Origin of the sequence: Streptomyces zhaozhouensis (assembly GCF_900230195.1) — a bacterium.
GTDB lineage: Bacteria > Actinomycetota > Actinomycetes > Streptomycetales > Streptomycetaceae > Streptomyces > Streptomyces zhaozhouensis.
On record NZ_OCNE01000012.1, the window covers coordinates 46,963 to 63,036 of the forward strand.

Annotated in this window: 14 protein-coding genes; 9 read left to right on the forward strand and 5 right to left on the reverse strand. The window is 74.0% G+C overall.

Annotated elements, in window-relative coordinates; translation table 11 throughout:
- Positions 1-53 precede the first annotated feature (53 nt).
- The 8 genes from CRP51_RS17425 to CRP51_RS17460 all read left to right on the forward strand — a co-directional run bounded on the left by CRP51_RS17425 (position 54) and on the right by CRP51_RS17460 (position 10,265).
- The gene (locus tag CRP51_RS17425; protein ID WP_097232161.1) at positions 54-719 is read left to right on the forward strand and encodes an SCO family protein; all 666 of its coding nucleotides are present in this window, start codon (positions 54-56) and stop codon (positions 717-719) included.
- On the forward strand, positions 716-1,267 hold the full coding sequence (locus tag CRP51_RS17430; protein ID WP_170970590.1) for a copper chaperone PCu(A)C: 552 nt from the start codon (positions 716-718) through the stop codon (positions 1,265-1,267). The genes CRP51_RS17425 and CRP51_RS17430 overlap by 4 nt, the downstream gene beginning before the upstream one ends.
- Positions 1,264-3,126 (forward strand): copper resistance CopC/CopD family protein, encoded by a 1,863-nt coding sequence (locus CRP51_RS17435; protein WP_097232162.1) that lies wholly within the window; start codon positions 1,264-1,266, stop codon positions 3,124-3,126. The genes CRP51_RS17430 and CRP51_RS17435 overlap by 4 nt, the downstream gene beginning before the upstream one ends.
- Before the next feature lie 74 nt (positions 3,127-3,200).
- Positions 3,201-4,427, forward strand: coding sequence for an iron uptake transporter deferrochelatase/peroxidase subunit (gene efeB / locus CRP51_RS17440; RefSeq protein WP_097232294.1), 1,227 nt, complete (start codon positions 3,201-3,203; stop codon positions 4,425-4,427).
- 43 nt (positions 4,428-4,470) lie between these two features.
- Positions 4,471-5,409: a prephenate dehydratase gene (gene pheA, locus CRP51_RS17445; RefSeq protein ID WP_097232163.1), complete on the forward strand. Its 939-nt coding sequence runs from the start codon at positions 4,471-4,473 to the stop codon at positions 5,407-5,409.
- A gap of 540 nt (positions 5,410-5,949) precedes the next feature.
- Positions 5,950-7,227 (forward strand): serine--tRNA ligase, encoded by a 1,278-nt coding sequence (serS, locus tag CRP51_RS17450; protein WP_097232164.1) that lies wholly within the window; start codon positions 5,950-5,952, stop codon positions 7,225-7,227.
- Positions 7,224-8,141: an HAD family hydrolase gene (locus tag CRP51_RS17455; RefSeq protein ID WP_097232165.1), complete on the forward strand. Its 918-nt coding sequence runs from the start codon at positions 7,224-7,226 to the stop codon at positions 8,139-8,141. The genes serS and CRP51_RS17455 overlap by 4 nt, the downstream gene beginning before the upstream one ends.
- Before the next feature lie 99 nt (positions 8,142-8,240).
- Complete coding sequence (locus CRP51_RS17460) at positions 8,241-10,265, forward strand: glycosyltransferase (protein WP_097232166.1); 2,025 nt, start codon at positions 8,241-8,243, stop codon at positions 10,263-10,265.
- Between the two features lie 183 nt (positions 10,266-10,448).
- Here CRP51_RS17460 and CRP51_RS17465 read toward each other — a convergent pair whose 3' ends face one another.
- The 5 genes from CRP51_RS17465 to CRP51_RS17485 form a co-directional block, all read right to left on the reverse strand.
- Complete coding sequence (locus CRP51_RS17465; RefSeq protein WP_097232167.1) at positions 10,449-11,168, reverse strand: ABC transporter permease subunit; 720 nt, start codon at positions 11,166-11,168, stop codon at positions 10,449-10,451.
- A 67-nt stretch (positions 11,169-11,235) separates the two neighbouring features.
- Positions 11,236-12,153: an ABC transporter ATP-binding protein gene (locus tag CRP51_RS17470; RefSeq protein ID WP_097232168.1), complete on the reverse strand. Its 918-nt coding sequence runs from the start codon at positions 12,151-12,153 to the stop codon at positions 11,236-11,238.
- On the reverse strand, positions 12,150-13,034 hold the full coding sequence (locus CRP51_RS17475) for an ABC-2 transporter permease (protein ID WP_097232169.1): 885 nt from the start codon (positions 13,032-13,034) through the stop codon (positions 12,150-12,152). The genes CRP51_RS17470 and CRP51_RS17475 overlap by 4 nt, the downstream gene beginning before the upstream one ends.
- Positions 13,031-14,026 (reverse strand): ABC transporter ATP-binding protein, encoded by a 996-nt coding sequence (locus CRP51_RS17480; RefSeq protein ID WP_097232170.1) that lies wholly within the window; start codon positions 14,024-14,026, stop codon positions 13,031-13,033. Before CRP51_RS17480 ends, CRP51_RS17475 begins: the two co-directional genes overlap by 4 nt.
- Before the next feature lie 45 nt (positions 14,027-14,071).
- Positions 14,072-15,079, reverse strand: a complete 1,008-nt coding sequence (locus tag CRP51_RS17485) for an LLM class flavin-dependent oxidoreductase (RefSeq protein WP_097232171.1) — start codon at positions 15,077-15,079, stop codon at positions 14,072-14,074.
- On the opposite strand from CRP51_RS17485, the gene CRP51_RS17490 reads away from it, so the two are divergent.
- Entirely contained in the window at positions 15,078-16,055 is a 978-nt protein-coding gene (locus CRP51_RS17490) for an HAD family hydrolase (protein WP_097232172.1), read from the forward strand. The two genes, CRP51_RS17485 and CRP51_RS17490, sit on opposite strands and share 2 nt — an antisense overlap.
- Positions 16,056-16,074: the final 19 nt, after the last annotated feature.

The following is a 16,074-nucleotide window of genomic DNA, read 5'->3' on the forward strand; positions in this document are numbered from 1 at the left end:
GTGGGGCGGGTCATCCCGCCCCACGGCCCCCAACGCACGGAAACGTTGAGCCCATGCGCACACGCACCAGCATCCGTTCCGGTCTGCTCGGGGCCGCCGTCGTCCTCGCCCTCACGGGCTGCGGGGGCGGCGACAGCTCGTCCGACGGCGAGGACAACCCGCCGGCGGAGGTCTCCGAGACCCGCGCCGAGGACGAGGGAACCGTCCTCGACACCCCCTTCGAGAAGCCAGAACTGGTCCTCACCGACACCGAGGGCCAGCCCTACGACCTGGTCGCCGAGACGGCCGGCAAGCCGACGCTGCTCTACTTCGGCTACACCAACTGCCCCGACATCTGCCCGTTGACCATGGGCAACATCGCCGTGGCCGCCAGCGGCCTGACGCCCGAGCAGCGCGAGGAGCTGCGGGTCGTCTTCGTCACCAGCGACCCGGAACGGGACACCCCCGAGTCGCTGGGGCCCTGGCTGGACTCGTTGGACCCGGAGTTCATCGGTCTGACCGGGGACTTCGACCAGATCCAGACGGCCGCCAGGTCGGTCGGGGTCGCCATCGAGCCCTCCTTCGAGGAGGAGGACGGCTCGATCGTCTCCACCCACGGCACCCAGGTGGTGGCCTTTCTGCCGGACGACGACCTGGGCCATGTCCTCTACATGGAGGGCGTCACCGCGGAGACCTTCGAGCGCGACCTGCCGAAGCTGATCGAGGGGGAGTTGCCGTGACCGGCGCCAGGCGCCTGCCGTGGGCGCTCGTGCTGGCGGGCGCGCTGCTCGCCGGCTGCGGTGGCGGGGACGGCGACGACGTGGGCGGCGAGGGGGGCGCGCCGGAGTTGAGCGTCACCGGCGCCTACCTTCCGGAGCCGGTCAACCCGGAGGTCGCCGGCGGCTTTCTGACCGTGCGCAACGCGGGCGGCGCCGACGACGCGCTGGTCTCGGTCAGCAGCGACCTGACCGGGTCCGTGGAGATGCACGAGACGGTGGACAACGCGATGCGGCGGGTCGAGGAGCTGCCGATCCCGGCCGGCGGCACCCTGGCGCTGGAGCGCGGCGGCAGCCACCTGATGTTCGTCGACCTGGCGGAGCCGCCGGTCGAGGGGGACGTGGTCACGGTCGAGCTGCGGTTCGAGGTCTCCGAGCCGCTGACCGTCGAGGTCCCGGTCGAGTCCGCCACCCACACCGGGGGCGAGAACGACCACGGCGACCACGGCGACCACGAGGGCCACGAGGGCCACGGCGAGGACGGGGAAGCGGGGGAGGAGAACTCACCATGATCGCCGCCGTCTCCCGTCCCCTGGGCGCGCTGCTGCTGGCCGTAGGCACGCTGGCGGCGCTGCTGGTCGGGGCGCAACCCGCCGCCGCGCACGCGTCGTTGACCGGCACGAGCCCGGGGGACGGCGAGGTGGTGGCGACCGCTCCGGCCGAGGTCGTGCTCACCTTCTCCGAGCCGGTCTCCGTCGGCGAGGACTCCCTGCGGGTGCTCGACCCGGACGGCGCACGCGTCGACACCGGCGAGGTGACCCGCGGGGCCGGCGGCGCCGAGCAGACGCTCGGCCTGGCCGACGATCTGGGCGACGGCACCCACACCGTCGCCTGGCAGGCGATCTCCAACGACGGGCACCCCATCAGCGGCGCGTTCACCTTCTCCGTCGGGGCGCCCTCGGAGACCAGCGTCGACGTCGCGGGGAGCAGCCCCGACGGGGGCGCGGTGGGGCTGCTGCACGACGCGCTGCGGTACGCCGCCTACGCCGGGTTTCTGCTGCTGGTGGGCCCGGCGGTGTTCGCCCTGGTCTGCTGGCCGGGCGCGGCCGGGCGGCGCGCGGTGCGGCGGACCACGGTCGTCGGCTGGCTGACGCTGGCGGTGGCGACGGCCGCGCTGCTGCTGGTGCGGGTGCCGTACACGACGACGGGCCGGCTGGGCGACGCGTTCGACCTGGACGGCATAGCCGACGTGGTGGACTCCCGCGCGGGGACGGCGCTGCTGACCCGGCTGGTGCTGCTGTCGGCGGCGGCGCTGCCGGTGGCGCTGCTGCACGGGCGGTACGCCCGCGCGGTGGCGGCGGGCGACGCGCGGCTGGCGCGCGACCTGCGGTTCGGCGTCGGGGTCGGCGGCGGGGCGCTGGCGGTGGGCCTGGCGGCGACCTGGGCGACGGCGGAACACGCCGCGACCGGGCTCCAGACCGAGGTGGCGATCCCGGTCGCCATGGTCCATCTGCTGGCGACGGCCTGCTGGCTGGGCGGGCTGGTGACGCTGCTCGTGCTGCTGCGCGGCGCGGAGGGGCCGCCGCCGGCCGCCGCGGTGCGCCGCTACTCGACGGTGGCCCTGGCGGGTGTGGCGACCCTCGCGGCCACCGGTCTGTACCAGAGCTGGCGGCAGGTCGGCTCGTTCTCCGCGCTGACGGGAACGGACTACGGCCGGCTGCTGATCGTCAAGGTCGTCGTGGTGGCGGTGCTGCTCGGCGTCGCCTGGGGCTCGCGCCGCTGGACGGGGGCGCTGAGGGACGACGACGACGGCGCCGTGCGCCGGGAACGGGACCGGGAGCGGGTGGCGGAGACCGTTCCCGAGGAGGACCCGGAGCGCGCGCGGCAGTTGGCGCGGCAGCGGGTGGCCGTGGAGCGGACCAGGCGGCGGCGCGAGGAGGGGCCGGAACGGGCGGGGCTGCGGCGTACCGTGCTGGTGGAGACGGGCGTGGCCGTGGTGCTGCTCGCCGTCACCACCGCGCTGACCGGCACCCCGCCCGCCCGTGGCGAGGGCGGTGCCTCGACGGCCGCGTCCGACTCCGGCGGGGCCGCCGAGCGGCCCGCGCCGCTGGAGGTCGCCTACGACACCGGGGGCGCCGAGGGCGTCGCGACGCTGGAGCTGGCGCCCGGGACCGTCGGCGAGAACACCCTGGAGATCGCGCTGGCCGACGCCGAGGGGCGGCCGGCCGAGGCCGAGGAGCTGAGGGTCAGCCTCACCCTGCCCGAGGAGTCCGTCGGCCCGCTGCGCGTGGAGACCGAGCCGGTGGCCGAGGGACGCTGGCGGGCGACCGGCGTCCAGCTGCCGCGGCCGGGCGAGTGGGAGCTTGACCTGACCCTGCGCACCTCCGAGGTCGACCAGACCACCGAGACGACCACCCTGACCGTCCCGTGACCGGGTCCTGGCGGGGCACCGAGGCCGTGGAAGAGGACGGGGCCGTGGAAGAGAACGAGAACGGAGGCGGCGCCATGACCGCACGCACCTACTCCCGCCGCCGGCTGCTCGGCACGGCGACGGCCACCGGCGTCGCGGGCCTCGCCGCCGGGGCGACCAGCGGCGCGCTGGGGCACGCCGCCGCCTCCGAGGGCGAACCCGCGCTGAGCACCCTGGGCAGCGCGGCGGTGCCGTTCCACGGCACGCACCAGCCGGGCATCACCACGCCGATCCAGTCGCGTTCCCACCTGCTCGCCCTCGACCTGGCCGAGGACGCGGGGCGGCGCGGGGCGGCGGCGCTGCTGCGTCGCTGGTCGACGCTGGCGGCGGAGCTGATGGCCGGCCGGCCGGACGAGACGGGGACGGGCATCGCCGACGACGCGGGGCCGGCGTCGTTGACGCTGACCTTCGGCTTCGGGCACAGCTTCTTCGACGCCACGGGGCTGACCGCGCTGCGCCCTGAGGCGTTGCGTCCGCTGCCCGCGTTCTCCAACGACGCGCTGGACGAGGGGCGTTCGAACGGGGATCTGTGGGTGCAGATCGGGGCCGACGACCCGCTGGTGGCGTTCGGCGCGCTGCGCGCGGTGCGGCGGGCGGCCGAGGGCACGGCGCGGACGCGGTGGCAGATGAACGGCTTCCACCGCAGCCCGGGGGCGACCGCGCGGCCGATGACCGGGCGGAACCTGATGGGCCAGGTCGACGGCACCAACAACCCGACGCCCGAGGACCCGGAGTTCGAGCGGCATGTCTTCGTGCCGTCGGACGGCGAGCCGGCGTGGATGGCGGGCGGCTCCTACGCGGTGGTGCGGCGCATCCGGATGCTGCTGGACGACTGGGAGGGGGTGACGGAGGAGGAGCGCGAGCGGGTGCTCGGCCGGCGGCGCTCCGACGGTGCCCCGCTGACCGGCGGGGACGAGACGACTCCCGTGGACCTGGAGGCCACGGGGGCGGACGGCGCCCCGGTGATCGCGGCCAACGCGCATGTCCGGGTGACCGCGCCGGAGTCCAACGGGGGCGCCACGATGCTGCGGCGCTCGTTCTCCTACCACGACGGGGAGCGCGAGGACGGGAGCCAGGACGCCGGGCTGCTCTTCGTCTGCTGGCAGGCGGACCCGCTGCGGTCGTTCGTCACGGTGCAGCGGAAGCTGGACCGGGGCGACGCGCTGAGCGCCTTCCTGCGGCACGAGGCGAGCGGGCTGTTCGCCGTACCGGGCGGCGCGGCGGAAGGCGAGTACGTGGGGCAGCGTCTTGTCGAAAGCTGAAGCGCCGTCCCGGACGGCGTCCCGACGGGACTACCGTGACGCCATGACTTCTGCGAGCCGCTACACCTATCTCGGCCCCGAGGGGACGTTCACCGAGGCCGCCCTGCGCACGCTCCCCGAGGCGGCGACCCGCGCGCTGGTGCCGATGATCTCGGTGCCGGCGGCGTTGGACGCGGTGCGGGTGGGGGAGGCGGCCGGCTCGCTGGTGCCGATCGAGAACTCGGTGGAGGGCGGCGTCACCTCGACGGTGGACGAGCTGGCCACGGGACGGCCGTTGATGATCTACCGGGAGGTGCTGCTGCCGATCGCGTTCGCGCTGCTGGTGCGCCCCGGCACGGCGCTGGAGGACGTGAAGACGGTGACCGGGCACCCGGTGGCGCAGCCGCAGGTGCGCGGCTGGCTCGGGAAGCATCTGCCGGAGGCGGTCTGGGAGTCGGCGGCGTCCAACGCGGACGGCGCGCGTCTGGTGCAGGAGGGGCGGTACGACGCGGCGTTCGCCGGGGAGTTCGCGGCGGCGACGTACGGGTTGACGCCGCTGGTCACCGGCATCCACGACGCGGACAACGCGACGACGCGGTTCGTGCTGGTGGGCAGGCCGGCGCGCCCGGCGGCGCCGACGGGCGCGGACAAGACCTCGGTGGTGCTGTGGCTGCGGGACGACCATCCGGGGGCGCTGCTTGACGTCCTCCAGGAGTTCGCGACCTGCGGGGTCAACCTGACCCGGATCGAGTCGCGCCCCACGGGGCGGGGCATCGGTCAGTACTGCTTCTCGGTGGACTGCGAGGGGCACGTGTCGGACCGCAGGGTCGGGGAGGCGCTGATGGGGCTGCGGCGGCTCTGCTCGGACGTGCGCTATCTCGGCTCGTATCCGAGGGCCGACCAGGTGCGGCCGGTGGTCGGCGAGGGGACGCGGGACGAGGACTTCCTGACGGCGGCCGACTGGCTGACCCGCTGCCTGGACGGGCGCCCCGGGCCGCTCTGACGCGGCGGTGTGCCCCATCGGGTGCGGGGACGCGCTGGCCTGTGGACTGTTCGGCGGGTTATCCACAGGCCACCCGCCGTGGCTGTGTATAAGTCGGCGGAGGACCGGGCGGAGAGAAACGGGCATTAGCCCCATATGCGGATACTGTGCACCATGGAGCCCATCGCACAATGAGCCGCTTTTCGTCACCCGAATCACTCTGAATAACTCCTGAGAGCGAGCGAGTTTCCCAGGGATTCTCTCAGATTCCCCCGGAAGTGCGAATGAGCGCGGTTTGCGTGGGGAATTATCCGCCGCACACCGAAGGGCCCGGAAGGCGCCACGCCGTTCATCCACAGCCCGGCCCCCCAGCCTGTGGATAACTCGGCCGAGGCGGTGGACAGACGGGGGAAGGACGGCCTCACCACGCCCCCGAACGGGACCGGAGGCGGGCGCGGCGGCGTTTACCGAACCCGGTCACCCCTTCCGGCAAATCGGGCTTATCGCCCCCCGGGGCTTTTTCGTTTCATCGCCCCGAGACGGCCCGGTAGCCTGTCGGACGTGATTGACCTCCGACAGCTCCGCGAGAACCCGGACCTGGTGCGCGCCTCGCAGCGCGCCCGTGGTGAAGACGTCGACCTGGTGGACAGGCTCCTGGCCGCCGACGAGCGGCGGAGGTCGTCCGGATCGCGCTTCGACGAGCTGCGCGCCGAGCAGAAGCGGCTGGGCAAGCTCATCCCCCGCGCCGAGGGCGACGAGAAGGCCGAGCTGCTGGCCCGCGCCGGCACCCTCTCGGCCGACGTGAAGACCGCCGACGCCGAGCGCGACGAGGCCACCGCCGAGGCCGACGCGCTGCTCCTCCAGCTGTCCAACGTCGTCCACCCCGCCGTCCCGGTCGGCGGCGAGGACGACTACACCGTGCGCGAGACCGTCGGCGAGATCAGGGACTTCGCCGCCGAGGGCATCACCCCGCGCGACCACATGGACCTCGGGCAGGCGCTGGGCGCCATCGACACCGAGCGCGCCGCGAAGGTCTCCGGCTCCCGCTTCGCCTATCTGCGCGGCCAGGGCGCCCTGCTGGAGCTGGCCCTGGTCAACGCGGCGATCGCACAGGCCACCGCCGCCGGCTTCGTGCCGATGGTCACCCCCGCCCTGGTGCGCCCGCGCGCCATGGAGGGCACCGGCTTCCTCGGCCAGGCGGCGCAGGACGTCTACCGGCTGGAGCAGGACGACGCCTACCTGGTGGGCACCTCGGAAGTGCCGCTGGCCGCCTACCACATGGACGAGATCATCGAGGCCGACCAGCTGCCGCTGCGCTACGCGGGCCTCTCCCCGTGCTACCGGCGCGAGGCCGGCTCCTACGGCAAGGACACCAAGGGCATCTTCCGGGTGCACCAGTTCACCAAGGTCGAGATGTTCTCCTTCGTCACGCCCGAGGAGGCGGAGGACGAGCTGGAGCGGCTGCTGGACTGGGAGAAGCAGTGGCTGACCTCGCTGGAGCTGCCGTTCCGGGTGATCGACGTCGCCAGCGGCGACCTCGGCGCCTCCGCCAGCCGTAAGTACGACTGCGAGGCGTGGTTCCCCGCCCAGGGCCGGTACCGCGAACTGACCTCGACCTCCAACTGCACCGAGTTCCAGGCGCGCCGGCTCCAGGTGCGGATGCGCGAGGGGGGCCGCACCCGGCCGCTGGCCACGTTGAACGGCACGCTCTGCGCGGTCTCCAGGACCATCGTCGCGCTCCTGGAGTACCACCAGCAGGCCGACGGCTCCGTGCATGTGCCGCAGGTGCTGCGCCCCTACCTCGGCGGTCGCGAGCGGCTGGAGCCGGTCGCTCGATGAGCCAGCCGCGTTCCGAGCCGGCCGCCGCCCCCTCCGCCCCGGCGGAGGGGGCCGTGCCGGCCCAGGCGGCGCCCGCCGCCGGCCCGTTCCCCTACCGGCTGATCGCCACCGACCTCGACGGGACGCTGCTGCGCTCCGACGAGTCCATCTCGCCCCGCACCCGCCGGGCGCTGCGCGCGGCGGTCGCCGCCGGCGCGCTGCACATCGTCGCGACCGGGCGCAGCGTCGCCTGGACCCGGCACATCCTGCGCGACCTGGGGTACGAGGGGCTGGCCGTCTGCGGGCAGGGCGCGCAGCTCTACCACGCGGGCGAGGACCGGCTGGTGACGTCGGTGACCCTGGACCGCGCGCTGGCGCGCGCCGTGGTGGGACGGCTGGAGACCAGCCTCGGCACGCTGGGCGTCGCCGCCAACCGCGACGGGCTCGACGGGCAGGTCGTCGCGGACGAGCGCTTCCACATCGGCCCCGGCAGCGGCTTCGGCGAGGAGTCCGGGTCCGAGGGGCTGTGGCGGTCGCGGGACCGGGCGGCGCTCTTCGAGGAGCCGCTGATCAAGCTCTATCTGCGCCATCCCACGCTGGACGACGACGCGTTGGCCGCCGCGGCGCTGGCCGAGGTCGGCGACGCGGTGGGCGTGATCGTCTCCGGCGAGGGCCTGGTCGAGGTCGTGCCGGCCGGGCTGAGCAAGGCCACCGGCCTCTCGCTCGCCGCCCGCCGGATGAGGGTGCGGGCCGCCGACACCATCGCCTTCGGCGACATGCCCAACGACCTGGCGATGTTCGCCTGGGCGCGGCACGCGGTGGCGATGGCCGACGCCCACCCCACGGTGAAGGCGGCGGCCGACGAGGTCACCGAGGGCAACGACGCGGACGGCATCGCCCTGGTGCTGGAGAGGCTGCTCGGCGCCGCGAGTTGAGCGCCGGCGCGCGCCCTCGGGCGCACGCCGGGGAACCGCGGGACCCCACGCCCCGTCGAACCGCCAGTAGCGGTGTGGTGACCAGCGCCGGGGGGCCCTGTGAAGATCGTCTTTCTCCTCAACAACGCCTACGGGGTGGGCGGCACGATCCGTTCCGTCGCCAACCTCTCGGCGGCGCTCGCCGAACGCCACGACGTGCGGATCGCGAGCCTCTACCGCTCCAGGACCACGCCGAGCCTCGCCTTCGCGCCAGGCGTGCGGATCATCCCGCTGATCGACCTGCGCCCCGACGCCGCCGACGCCGCGGGCCAGGGCCCGGAACCGGCCGAGCCGAGCACCGTCTTCGCCGACCTGCCGATGAACTACGGCCGGGTCGCGCCCTCCGGGCTCAGCGACCGGCGCATGGGCGACTTCCTCGCCAAGGTCGACGCCGACGTGGTGATCTCCACCCGCCCGGTGCTCAACGTCTATCTCGCCCGCCTCGGCCAGCCGCGCTATCTGCGGATCGCCCAGGAGCACCTCACCCACGACGCCCGCTCCCGGCGCGCGCGGGCCGTCCAGCTCGCGGCGGCCCGGGAGCTGGACGCGCTGGTCTGTGTCTCGAAGACGGACGCCGAACGGTACGCCGAGGCGCTGCGCGGCTCCCCGGTGCGGGTCGTCAACGTGCCCAACTGCTCTCCCGCGCCCGCCGTCCCGCCGGCCGCCGGCGACTCGCGGATCATCGTGGCGGCCGGCCGGCTGGCGCCGGTGAAGCGCTACGACCGGCTGATCGACGCGTTCGCCGAGCTGGCGCCCGAGTTCCCCGACTGGCAGCTGCGGATCTACGGCCGGGGCGCGGAGCGCGACGCCCTGCGCCGGCGCATCGGCGAACTCGGCCTGCACAACCGCGCGCGGCTGATGGGCGCCGCCTCACCGATCGAGACCGAGTGGGTCAAGGGCGCGGTGGCGGCGGTCTCCTCGGACGCCGAGTCCTTCGGGCTGACCCTGGTGGAGGCCATGCGGTGCGGGCTGCCCGTGGTGGCGACCGACTGCCCGCACGGGCCGGGCGAGATCATCACCCACGGCGAGAGCGGGCTGCTGTCGCCGCTGTCGGGCGGCAGCGCCGCGCTCGCCTCGGCGCTGCGGCCGCTGCTGGCCGACGAGGCGCTGCGCCGCCGGCTGGCGGCGCGCGGGCGCGCCTCGGCGGCGGCGTACGCGCCGGGGGTGATCGCCGCGCGGTACGAGGAGCTGTTCCACGCGTGGGCGCCAGGCGCCTCGAAGGCCGGGCCCGGCGAGGCCGTCGGGCGGCTCGGCAGGCTGCGCCGCCTGTGGCGGCCGACGGCGGGCCGGCCGGGCGGCCGGCCGCGCGGCCTCGCGGAGAGCACGGCGGACGGCGGGCTGCGGGTGTCCCTCGACGGGCACTCGCTGCCGAGGGGCGTCGGCACGCTGCTGCTGCGGCTGCGCCACGACCCGGCGGGTCGGGAGCTGGCGCTCCCGCTGCCGAGGGTGCGCGGCTCGCGGCGGGTGGAGCTGACGCTCGACCGCGAGACGCTCGAACTCGCCGAGGGACGATGGGACTTCCTCGTCGCCGCCGGCCCTCCGGGCGCGGCGGGGCGCGCGCGGCGCGTGGCCGCGGAACAGGTGCGCCAGGCCGCCCTGGTCCACGCGCCGCCGCGGGTGGACGGGCGCGGGGTGAGCGCGTGGATCCCCTACCGCACGAAGGACGGCAACCTCACGGTCCGCGCGTGGCTGCGCCCGGCCCACGCGGAGGTCGACGAGGTGCTCCTCGGGGACGACGCGTTCGTGGTGCGGGTGACGCCGGTCGGCCCCGAGCGCGGCCCCGGGGGCGCCGGGTGGCGGGCGGTGGGGGAGAACGGCGGGTCCAGGGTGGACCTCGGTTGCTCCGTCGAGGGCGACCGGTTGGCCCTGACCATCCCGTTCGAGACGGCGGCGGCCGCGCCGCCCGGCGACTGGCGGCTGGTGCTGCACGCCCCCGACGGTACGGCGACCCCCGCGTCCCGCATCGGCGGCGACGTCGCGGACCGCCGCGCGACGGATGTCTTCCCGCCGCGCTCCCACGCGGGAGCCGCCCTGCGGCTCCGCTTCACCCTCGACCACGACCTGGTCCTCACGGTCGGCGCGTAGCGCCCCCGCAGGGTCCAGGGGCGCGGGGAACCGCGCGGGTGACCGTTGGCGGCTGGTAGACGACACCGGACGTGGCTGGTCCGGCCCGGTGGTCGTCCGCGGCCCGCCACTGATACTTCGCGCAGTTCCCCGCGCCCCCTGGTCCGCGTCGGCGAGGCAACGCGAGAACCACCGGCAAGGTGCCTAGTCCCCGGTCACGGTCATCGCCGTCAGGCGGCGGATCGCGTACCAGGTGCCCAGGGCCGTGGCCGCGGCCAGCAGGACCAGCGCCAGCGGCAGCGCCACGTCCGACGTGACGTCGGCACCCGAGGCGGCGATGCCCTCGGCCAGGGACAGCGACCACTGCTGCACGCTGAGCGTGCGCACCCCGGCCAGCGTGCTGCCCAGCAGCGCCTCCCAGACCAGCGCGTAGACCAGCCCGAAGACCACCGCGTTCCGCGAGATCGTGCCCAGCAGCAGGAAGATCGCGCTGTAGGCGACGGCGGCGACGGCCGCCGCCACGGTGTAGGCGGAGGCGATGCCCTGGCTGTTGCCGTTGAGGATCAGCCCGGACACCAGGATCGGCGCGGTGGTGAACGCGATCGTGACGGCGATCGCGACGACCAGCTTGGTCAGGATGATCGTGCGCCGGGGCAGCGGCTTCGCCAGCAGATAGACGATCGAACCGTCGTCGATCTCCGGGGCGATGGCGCCGGTGCCGGCGACCACGCCGATCAGCGGGACCATGGAGGCGAGGGCGAACCCGCCCAGCACCTCGACGGCCGCGCTGTCGTCGGCGCCTCCGATGAGCCGGACGGCCAGCGAGATCGACAGCAGCAGCGCGGGCAGCGCGATCAGTATCAGCACCCGGCGACGGCCGAGCAGGGCCCGGTACGTGAGCCGGGCGACGGTGTGGTTGTACATCGCGGTGTGGCTCCTTAGCGGCGATGCGCCGAATCGGCGTGGCGGGGACGGAGTTGACGCATCGTCGTCACGATCCCACCAGGTAGGAGAAGACGTTCTCCAGGGACTCGTCGGACGGCGCGACCGTCAGCAGCCTGATGTCCCGTTCCCTGGCCAGCGAGGGCAGCCGCTCGGTGAAGCGCGCGAAGTCCACGGCCTCCACCCGCAGGGCGTCCTCGGCCCGGTCCACCTCGATGCCGGTCGTCGACGCGTCGGCGATCAGCGCGGCGGCCAGCGCCCGGTTGTCGCTGGAGCGGATGAGATAGCGGTGCGGCCGGTCGGTCATCAGCCGGCGGATCTTGCGGAAGTCGCCCGACGCCGCGTGCCGGCCGGCGACGATCACCTCGATGTGGCTGGCGAGCTGCTCGACCTCCTCCAGGATGTGCGAGGAGAACAGGACCGTGCGGCCCTCCTCCCCCATCTTGGCGAGCAGGTCCATCAGTTGGAGCCGCTGCCTGGGGTCCATCCCGTTGAACGGCTCGTCGAGCAGCAGCACAGAAGGCTGGTGGACCAGCGCGGAGGCCATCTTGACCCGCTGCCGCATCCCCTTGCTGTAGGTGTCGATGCGGCGGTCGGCGGCGTGTGTCATCTCGACCGTGGCCAGCGCCTCGGCCGCCGCGGCCTTCGGGTCGGGCAGGCCGTGGAGCTCGGCGTTGGCCAGCACGAACTCGCCACCGGTGAGGTAGTCGTACATTCCCTCGCGCTCGGGGACCAGGCCGATGTGCCGGTAGCTCTCCGCGTTCCGCCAGATCGGCCGCTCGTCGAGGGTGACCGTGCCGGCGGAGGGGGCGAGGAAGCCGCTCATCATGTTGATCAACGTGGACTTGCCGGCGCCGTTCGGGCCGAGCAGCCCGGTGACCCCGGGGCCGATCGTCATGCTGACGTCGTTGACCGCGACCACGTTCCCGAACCAGCGGGAGGTGTTGTCGATGTGCAGAGTGGTCACAGCCCGGCCTTTCGGTAGCGGCGTCCCAGCAGCAGGTAGCAGGCGACGGTGACGAGGACCGCGGTGGCCAGCAGGGCGACCCCGGCGACGTCGGTGGGCGGCTCCTCGAACGGGTAGCTCGACGTGCCGCCGAGGAAGGCGGACTGGATGCCGTCGACCACCGAGCCGGGCGAGAAGATCCCGATCCAGCCGAGCGCGTCCTCGCTGCCGGCGTCGTAGGCGACGGCCTGGAGGGCGGTGACCGCGAAGTACGGGATGGTCAGCACCCCGATGACGGCCGCCACGCCGAACCCGCGGCGCGGGGTGAGGCTCGCGACCCACAGCGCGATCGCCGCGTGCAGCAGGGCGAAGACCACGGATATCACCAGGCCCTGGGCGAAGCCCTTGGTCTGGTCGGCGAAGCCCAACTCGGCGAGCAGCCCGCCGATGTACGCGATCACCAGCGGCAGCGCCACGAAGAGGAAGATCGCGGAGCTGAGCGCCGCGTACTTGGCCGCCACGTAGTCGCCGCGCTCGATGGGACGCGAGAAGTACAGCGGGGTGACCTTGTACCGCAGGTCGAGGGAGACCATCTGCGGGGCGGCCAGCGCGATGTAGAGGCCGACGATCGGCTGCATGAACAGCGCGTAGCTCGTGTACTCGATCGGCAGCTCGTCCAGGCCGACGAACGCGGCGATCGCCACCATCACCAGGGCGGGCGCCGCCATGATCCCGAACAGGCCCATCGGCAGCACCTTGGAACGCGCCGAGCGGCCGAGGCCGAACGAACCGCGCAGCGAGTGCGTGAAGAGCGCGCGCCTGGCGTAGGAGATCCCCAGCCGCTCGCCCGTGTAGGAGCGGTAGCCGATGTTGTGGATCCGGGCATCGGTGCCGGTGCTCATCGCTTGACCTCCGCGCTGGTGACCTCGGCCGTCTGGTCGGCACCGGCGTCGGGGCCGCGCCGGAACACCTCGGCTATCTCGTGCCGGCCGCGCTCCATCCGGACCAGGCCGAGACCGAGCTCGACCACGGCGTCCCTGACCTTGTCGTAGACGCCGTCGTCGGTGATCTCCAGGTGGAGCTGGCGCCCGGGTGCCGTCACCGCCTCGATGCCGGAGGCGGCGAGCGCGGAACGCAGCGCCGCGGCACCGTCCGGGTGCGCGTCGCTGTCGGTCACCTCGACGGCGAGGGCCGCGGTGGCCTCGACGAAGCTCGCCGTGGTCTGCGAACGCAGCAGCTTGCCGCCGTCGATGACCACGATGTGGTCGCTGGTGCGCTCCAACTCGCGCAACAGGTGCGAGGTGACCAGCACGGAGATGCCGAAGTCGCTGTGGACGCGCCGGATCAGGCCCAGCATCTCGTCCCTGCCGACCGGGTCGAGGCCGTTGGTCGGCTCGTCGAGCAGCACCAGCTTCGGGTCGTGCACCAGTGCCTGGGCCAGCTTCACCCGCTGCTTCATGCCCGTCGAGTAGCCGCCCATGGGACGGTACCGCTCCTCGTAGAGCCCGACGTGGCGCAGGGTGTCGGCCGTCCGCTCGCGGGCGGCGGTGCGGGGCAGCCCCGACATGGCGGCCATGTGCACCACGAACTCGGTGGCGCTCACGTCGGGCGGCAGGCAGTCGTGCTCGGGCATGTAGCCCACCTGCGCCCTGATGGCCGCGCCGTCGGCGGCGGAGTCGAGGCCGAGCACGGCGGCCGTGCCCTCGGTCGCGGGAGCCAACCCCAACAGGATCTTGATCAGGGTGGACTTGCCCGCGCCGTTGGACCCGACCAGGCCGGTCACACCGGGCTGGATGTCGATGGTCAGGCCGTCCAACGCGGTCACCCGGGGGTACCGCTTGGTCAAGCCGTTGGTTTGAATGACGCTCACGAGGACGACGGTAGTCGCGACCATCGTCGCGCGCGTCAGCCTTCGGTAGCTGGTCCCGTGCCGGGGCCCCTAGGGGCCTGTCACGGCCGGTCGCCCGGAAACGGATGCCGCGGCTCCGGCCGCACCCGCTGTGACCTGTGCCATTCCCTCCAGCGCGATCTTCTCGAACGTCTCAGGGTCGGCGGCGAAGATCGAATCCTCGATCGGCCAGTGGACCACGAGTTCGTCGAAGCCCAGCTCGCGCACGCGCCCGACGTGGTCGACGAACGCGTCCACCGAGTCCAGCGTCGCCACCCCCGCCGGCCGGTCGCCGGCGTCCAGCAGCACCCGCCGCAGGTCGCCGGGGCGCCGGCCGCTGTCCTCGCAGACGCTGTCCAGCACCTCGACCTGCCGGGCCAGGCCGGCCAGGTAGTCGGCCGGGCTGGCGTCGTCGCCCAGGGTCTTGGGGTCGCCCGTCGTCACCCAGCCCTGCCCGTGCCGCGCGGCCAGCCGCATCCCGCGCCGCCCGGCGGCGGCCACCAGGAACGGCAGCCGGGGGCGCTGCACACAGCCGGGCTCGTTGCGCACCTCGCGCGCCGAGTAGAAGTCGCCGCGGTAGGAGACGCCGGTGACCGCGCCCTCCTCCTCGCCGCCCTGGCACAGCACCCGGTCGAGCAGCCGCAGGAACTCGGCGAACCGGTCGGCGCGCTCCCTGGGCGACCACGCCTCTTCGCCCAGCGCGGTGGCGTCGAAACCGGTGCCGCCCGAGCCGATGCCGAGGGTGACCCGGCCGCCCGAGATGTCGTCGAGGCTGAGCAGGTCCTTGGCCAACGGCACCGGGTGGCGGAAGTTGGGCGAGGTGACCAGGGTGCCGAGCCGCATCCGCTCGGTGACCACGGCCGCCGCCGTCAGCGTGGGCAGGGCGCCGAACCAGGCGCGGTCACGGAAGCCGCGCCAGGAGAGATGGTCGTAGGTGTAGGCGGCGTGGAAGCCCAACTCCTCGGCACGCTCCCAGCGTTGACGCCCGCCCTGGTCCCAGCGGTGGACGGGCAGGATCACGGTGGAAAGCCGCAGTGCAGGCTCGGGAGGAACAGCCATGAGCAGCAAGCGTAGGGCCTCGCCGGCCGTTCCAACGCCGCTTCTCAACAATGCGCCGGTCGGCCGCCCCCACGAGGGGCGCGGACGCCCCCAAGCCGGCCAGGACCGGGTGCCGCCGGCGGGCATATGCTGGGTGATCGTGCCAGAGACCGCGCCCCGGCGCCCCCGACTGATCGCTTCCGACCTCGACGGGACCCTCCTCCGCGACGACAAGACCGTCTCGCCCCGCACCGCCGACGCCCTGGCCGCCGCCGAAGCAGCCGGTGTGCGGATCGTCTTCGTCACCGGCCGCCCGGCCCGGTGGATGGGCGTGGTCAGCGCCCATCTGGACGGCCACGGCCTGGCGATCTGCGGCAACGGCGCCGCCGTCGTCGACCTGCGGGACGGCGGCCGGCTCGTCGAGGTGCGGCCGCTGCCCAGGGAGAACGCCCTCTCCGTGGTCCACGCGCTGCGTTCCGCCGCGCCGCGCACCACGTTCGCCGTGGAGCGCAGCGTCGGCCTGCACCAGGAGCCCGGCTACCCGCCGATGACCATGGACCCGGCGATCGAGGTGGCCCCCGTCGAGAAGCTGCTCGCCGAGGGCGAGAGCTACCGGGGCGCGCCGGTGCTGAAGCTGTTGGCACACCACCCGACCCTCGACCCCGACGCGTTCCTGGAGTTGGCGCGCCGGACGACCGGCCGGTGGGCCGAGTCGACGCGCTCCAGCCCCTCCGCGCTGCTGGAGATCAGCGCCCCCGGCGTCAGCAAGGCCACCACGCTGGCGCTGCGCTGCGCGCGGGACGGCATCGAGCCGGAGCGGGTCGTCGCGTTCGGGGACATGCCCAACGACCTGGAGATGCTGGGCTGGGCAGGCGCCGGCTACGCGATGGCCAACGCGCACCCGGCCGTGCTGGCGGCCACCGAGCACCGCGCGGGGAGCAACGAGGACGACGGCGTGGCCCGCGTCATCGAACGGCTGCTGCGGCTCCCGGAGTGACCCGGCGGGCGCCGGCCGG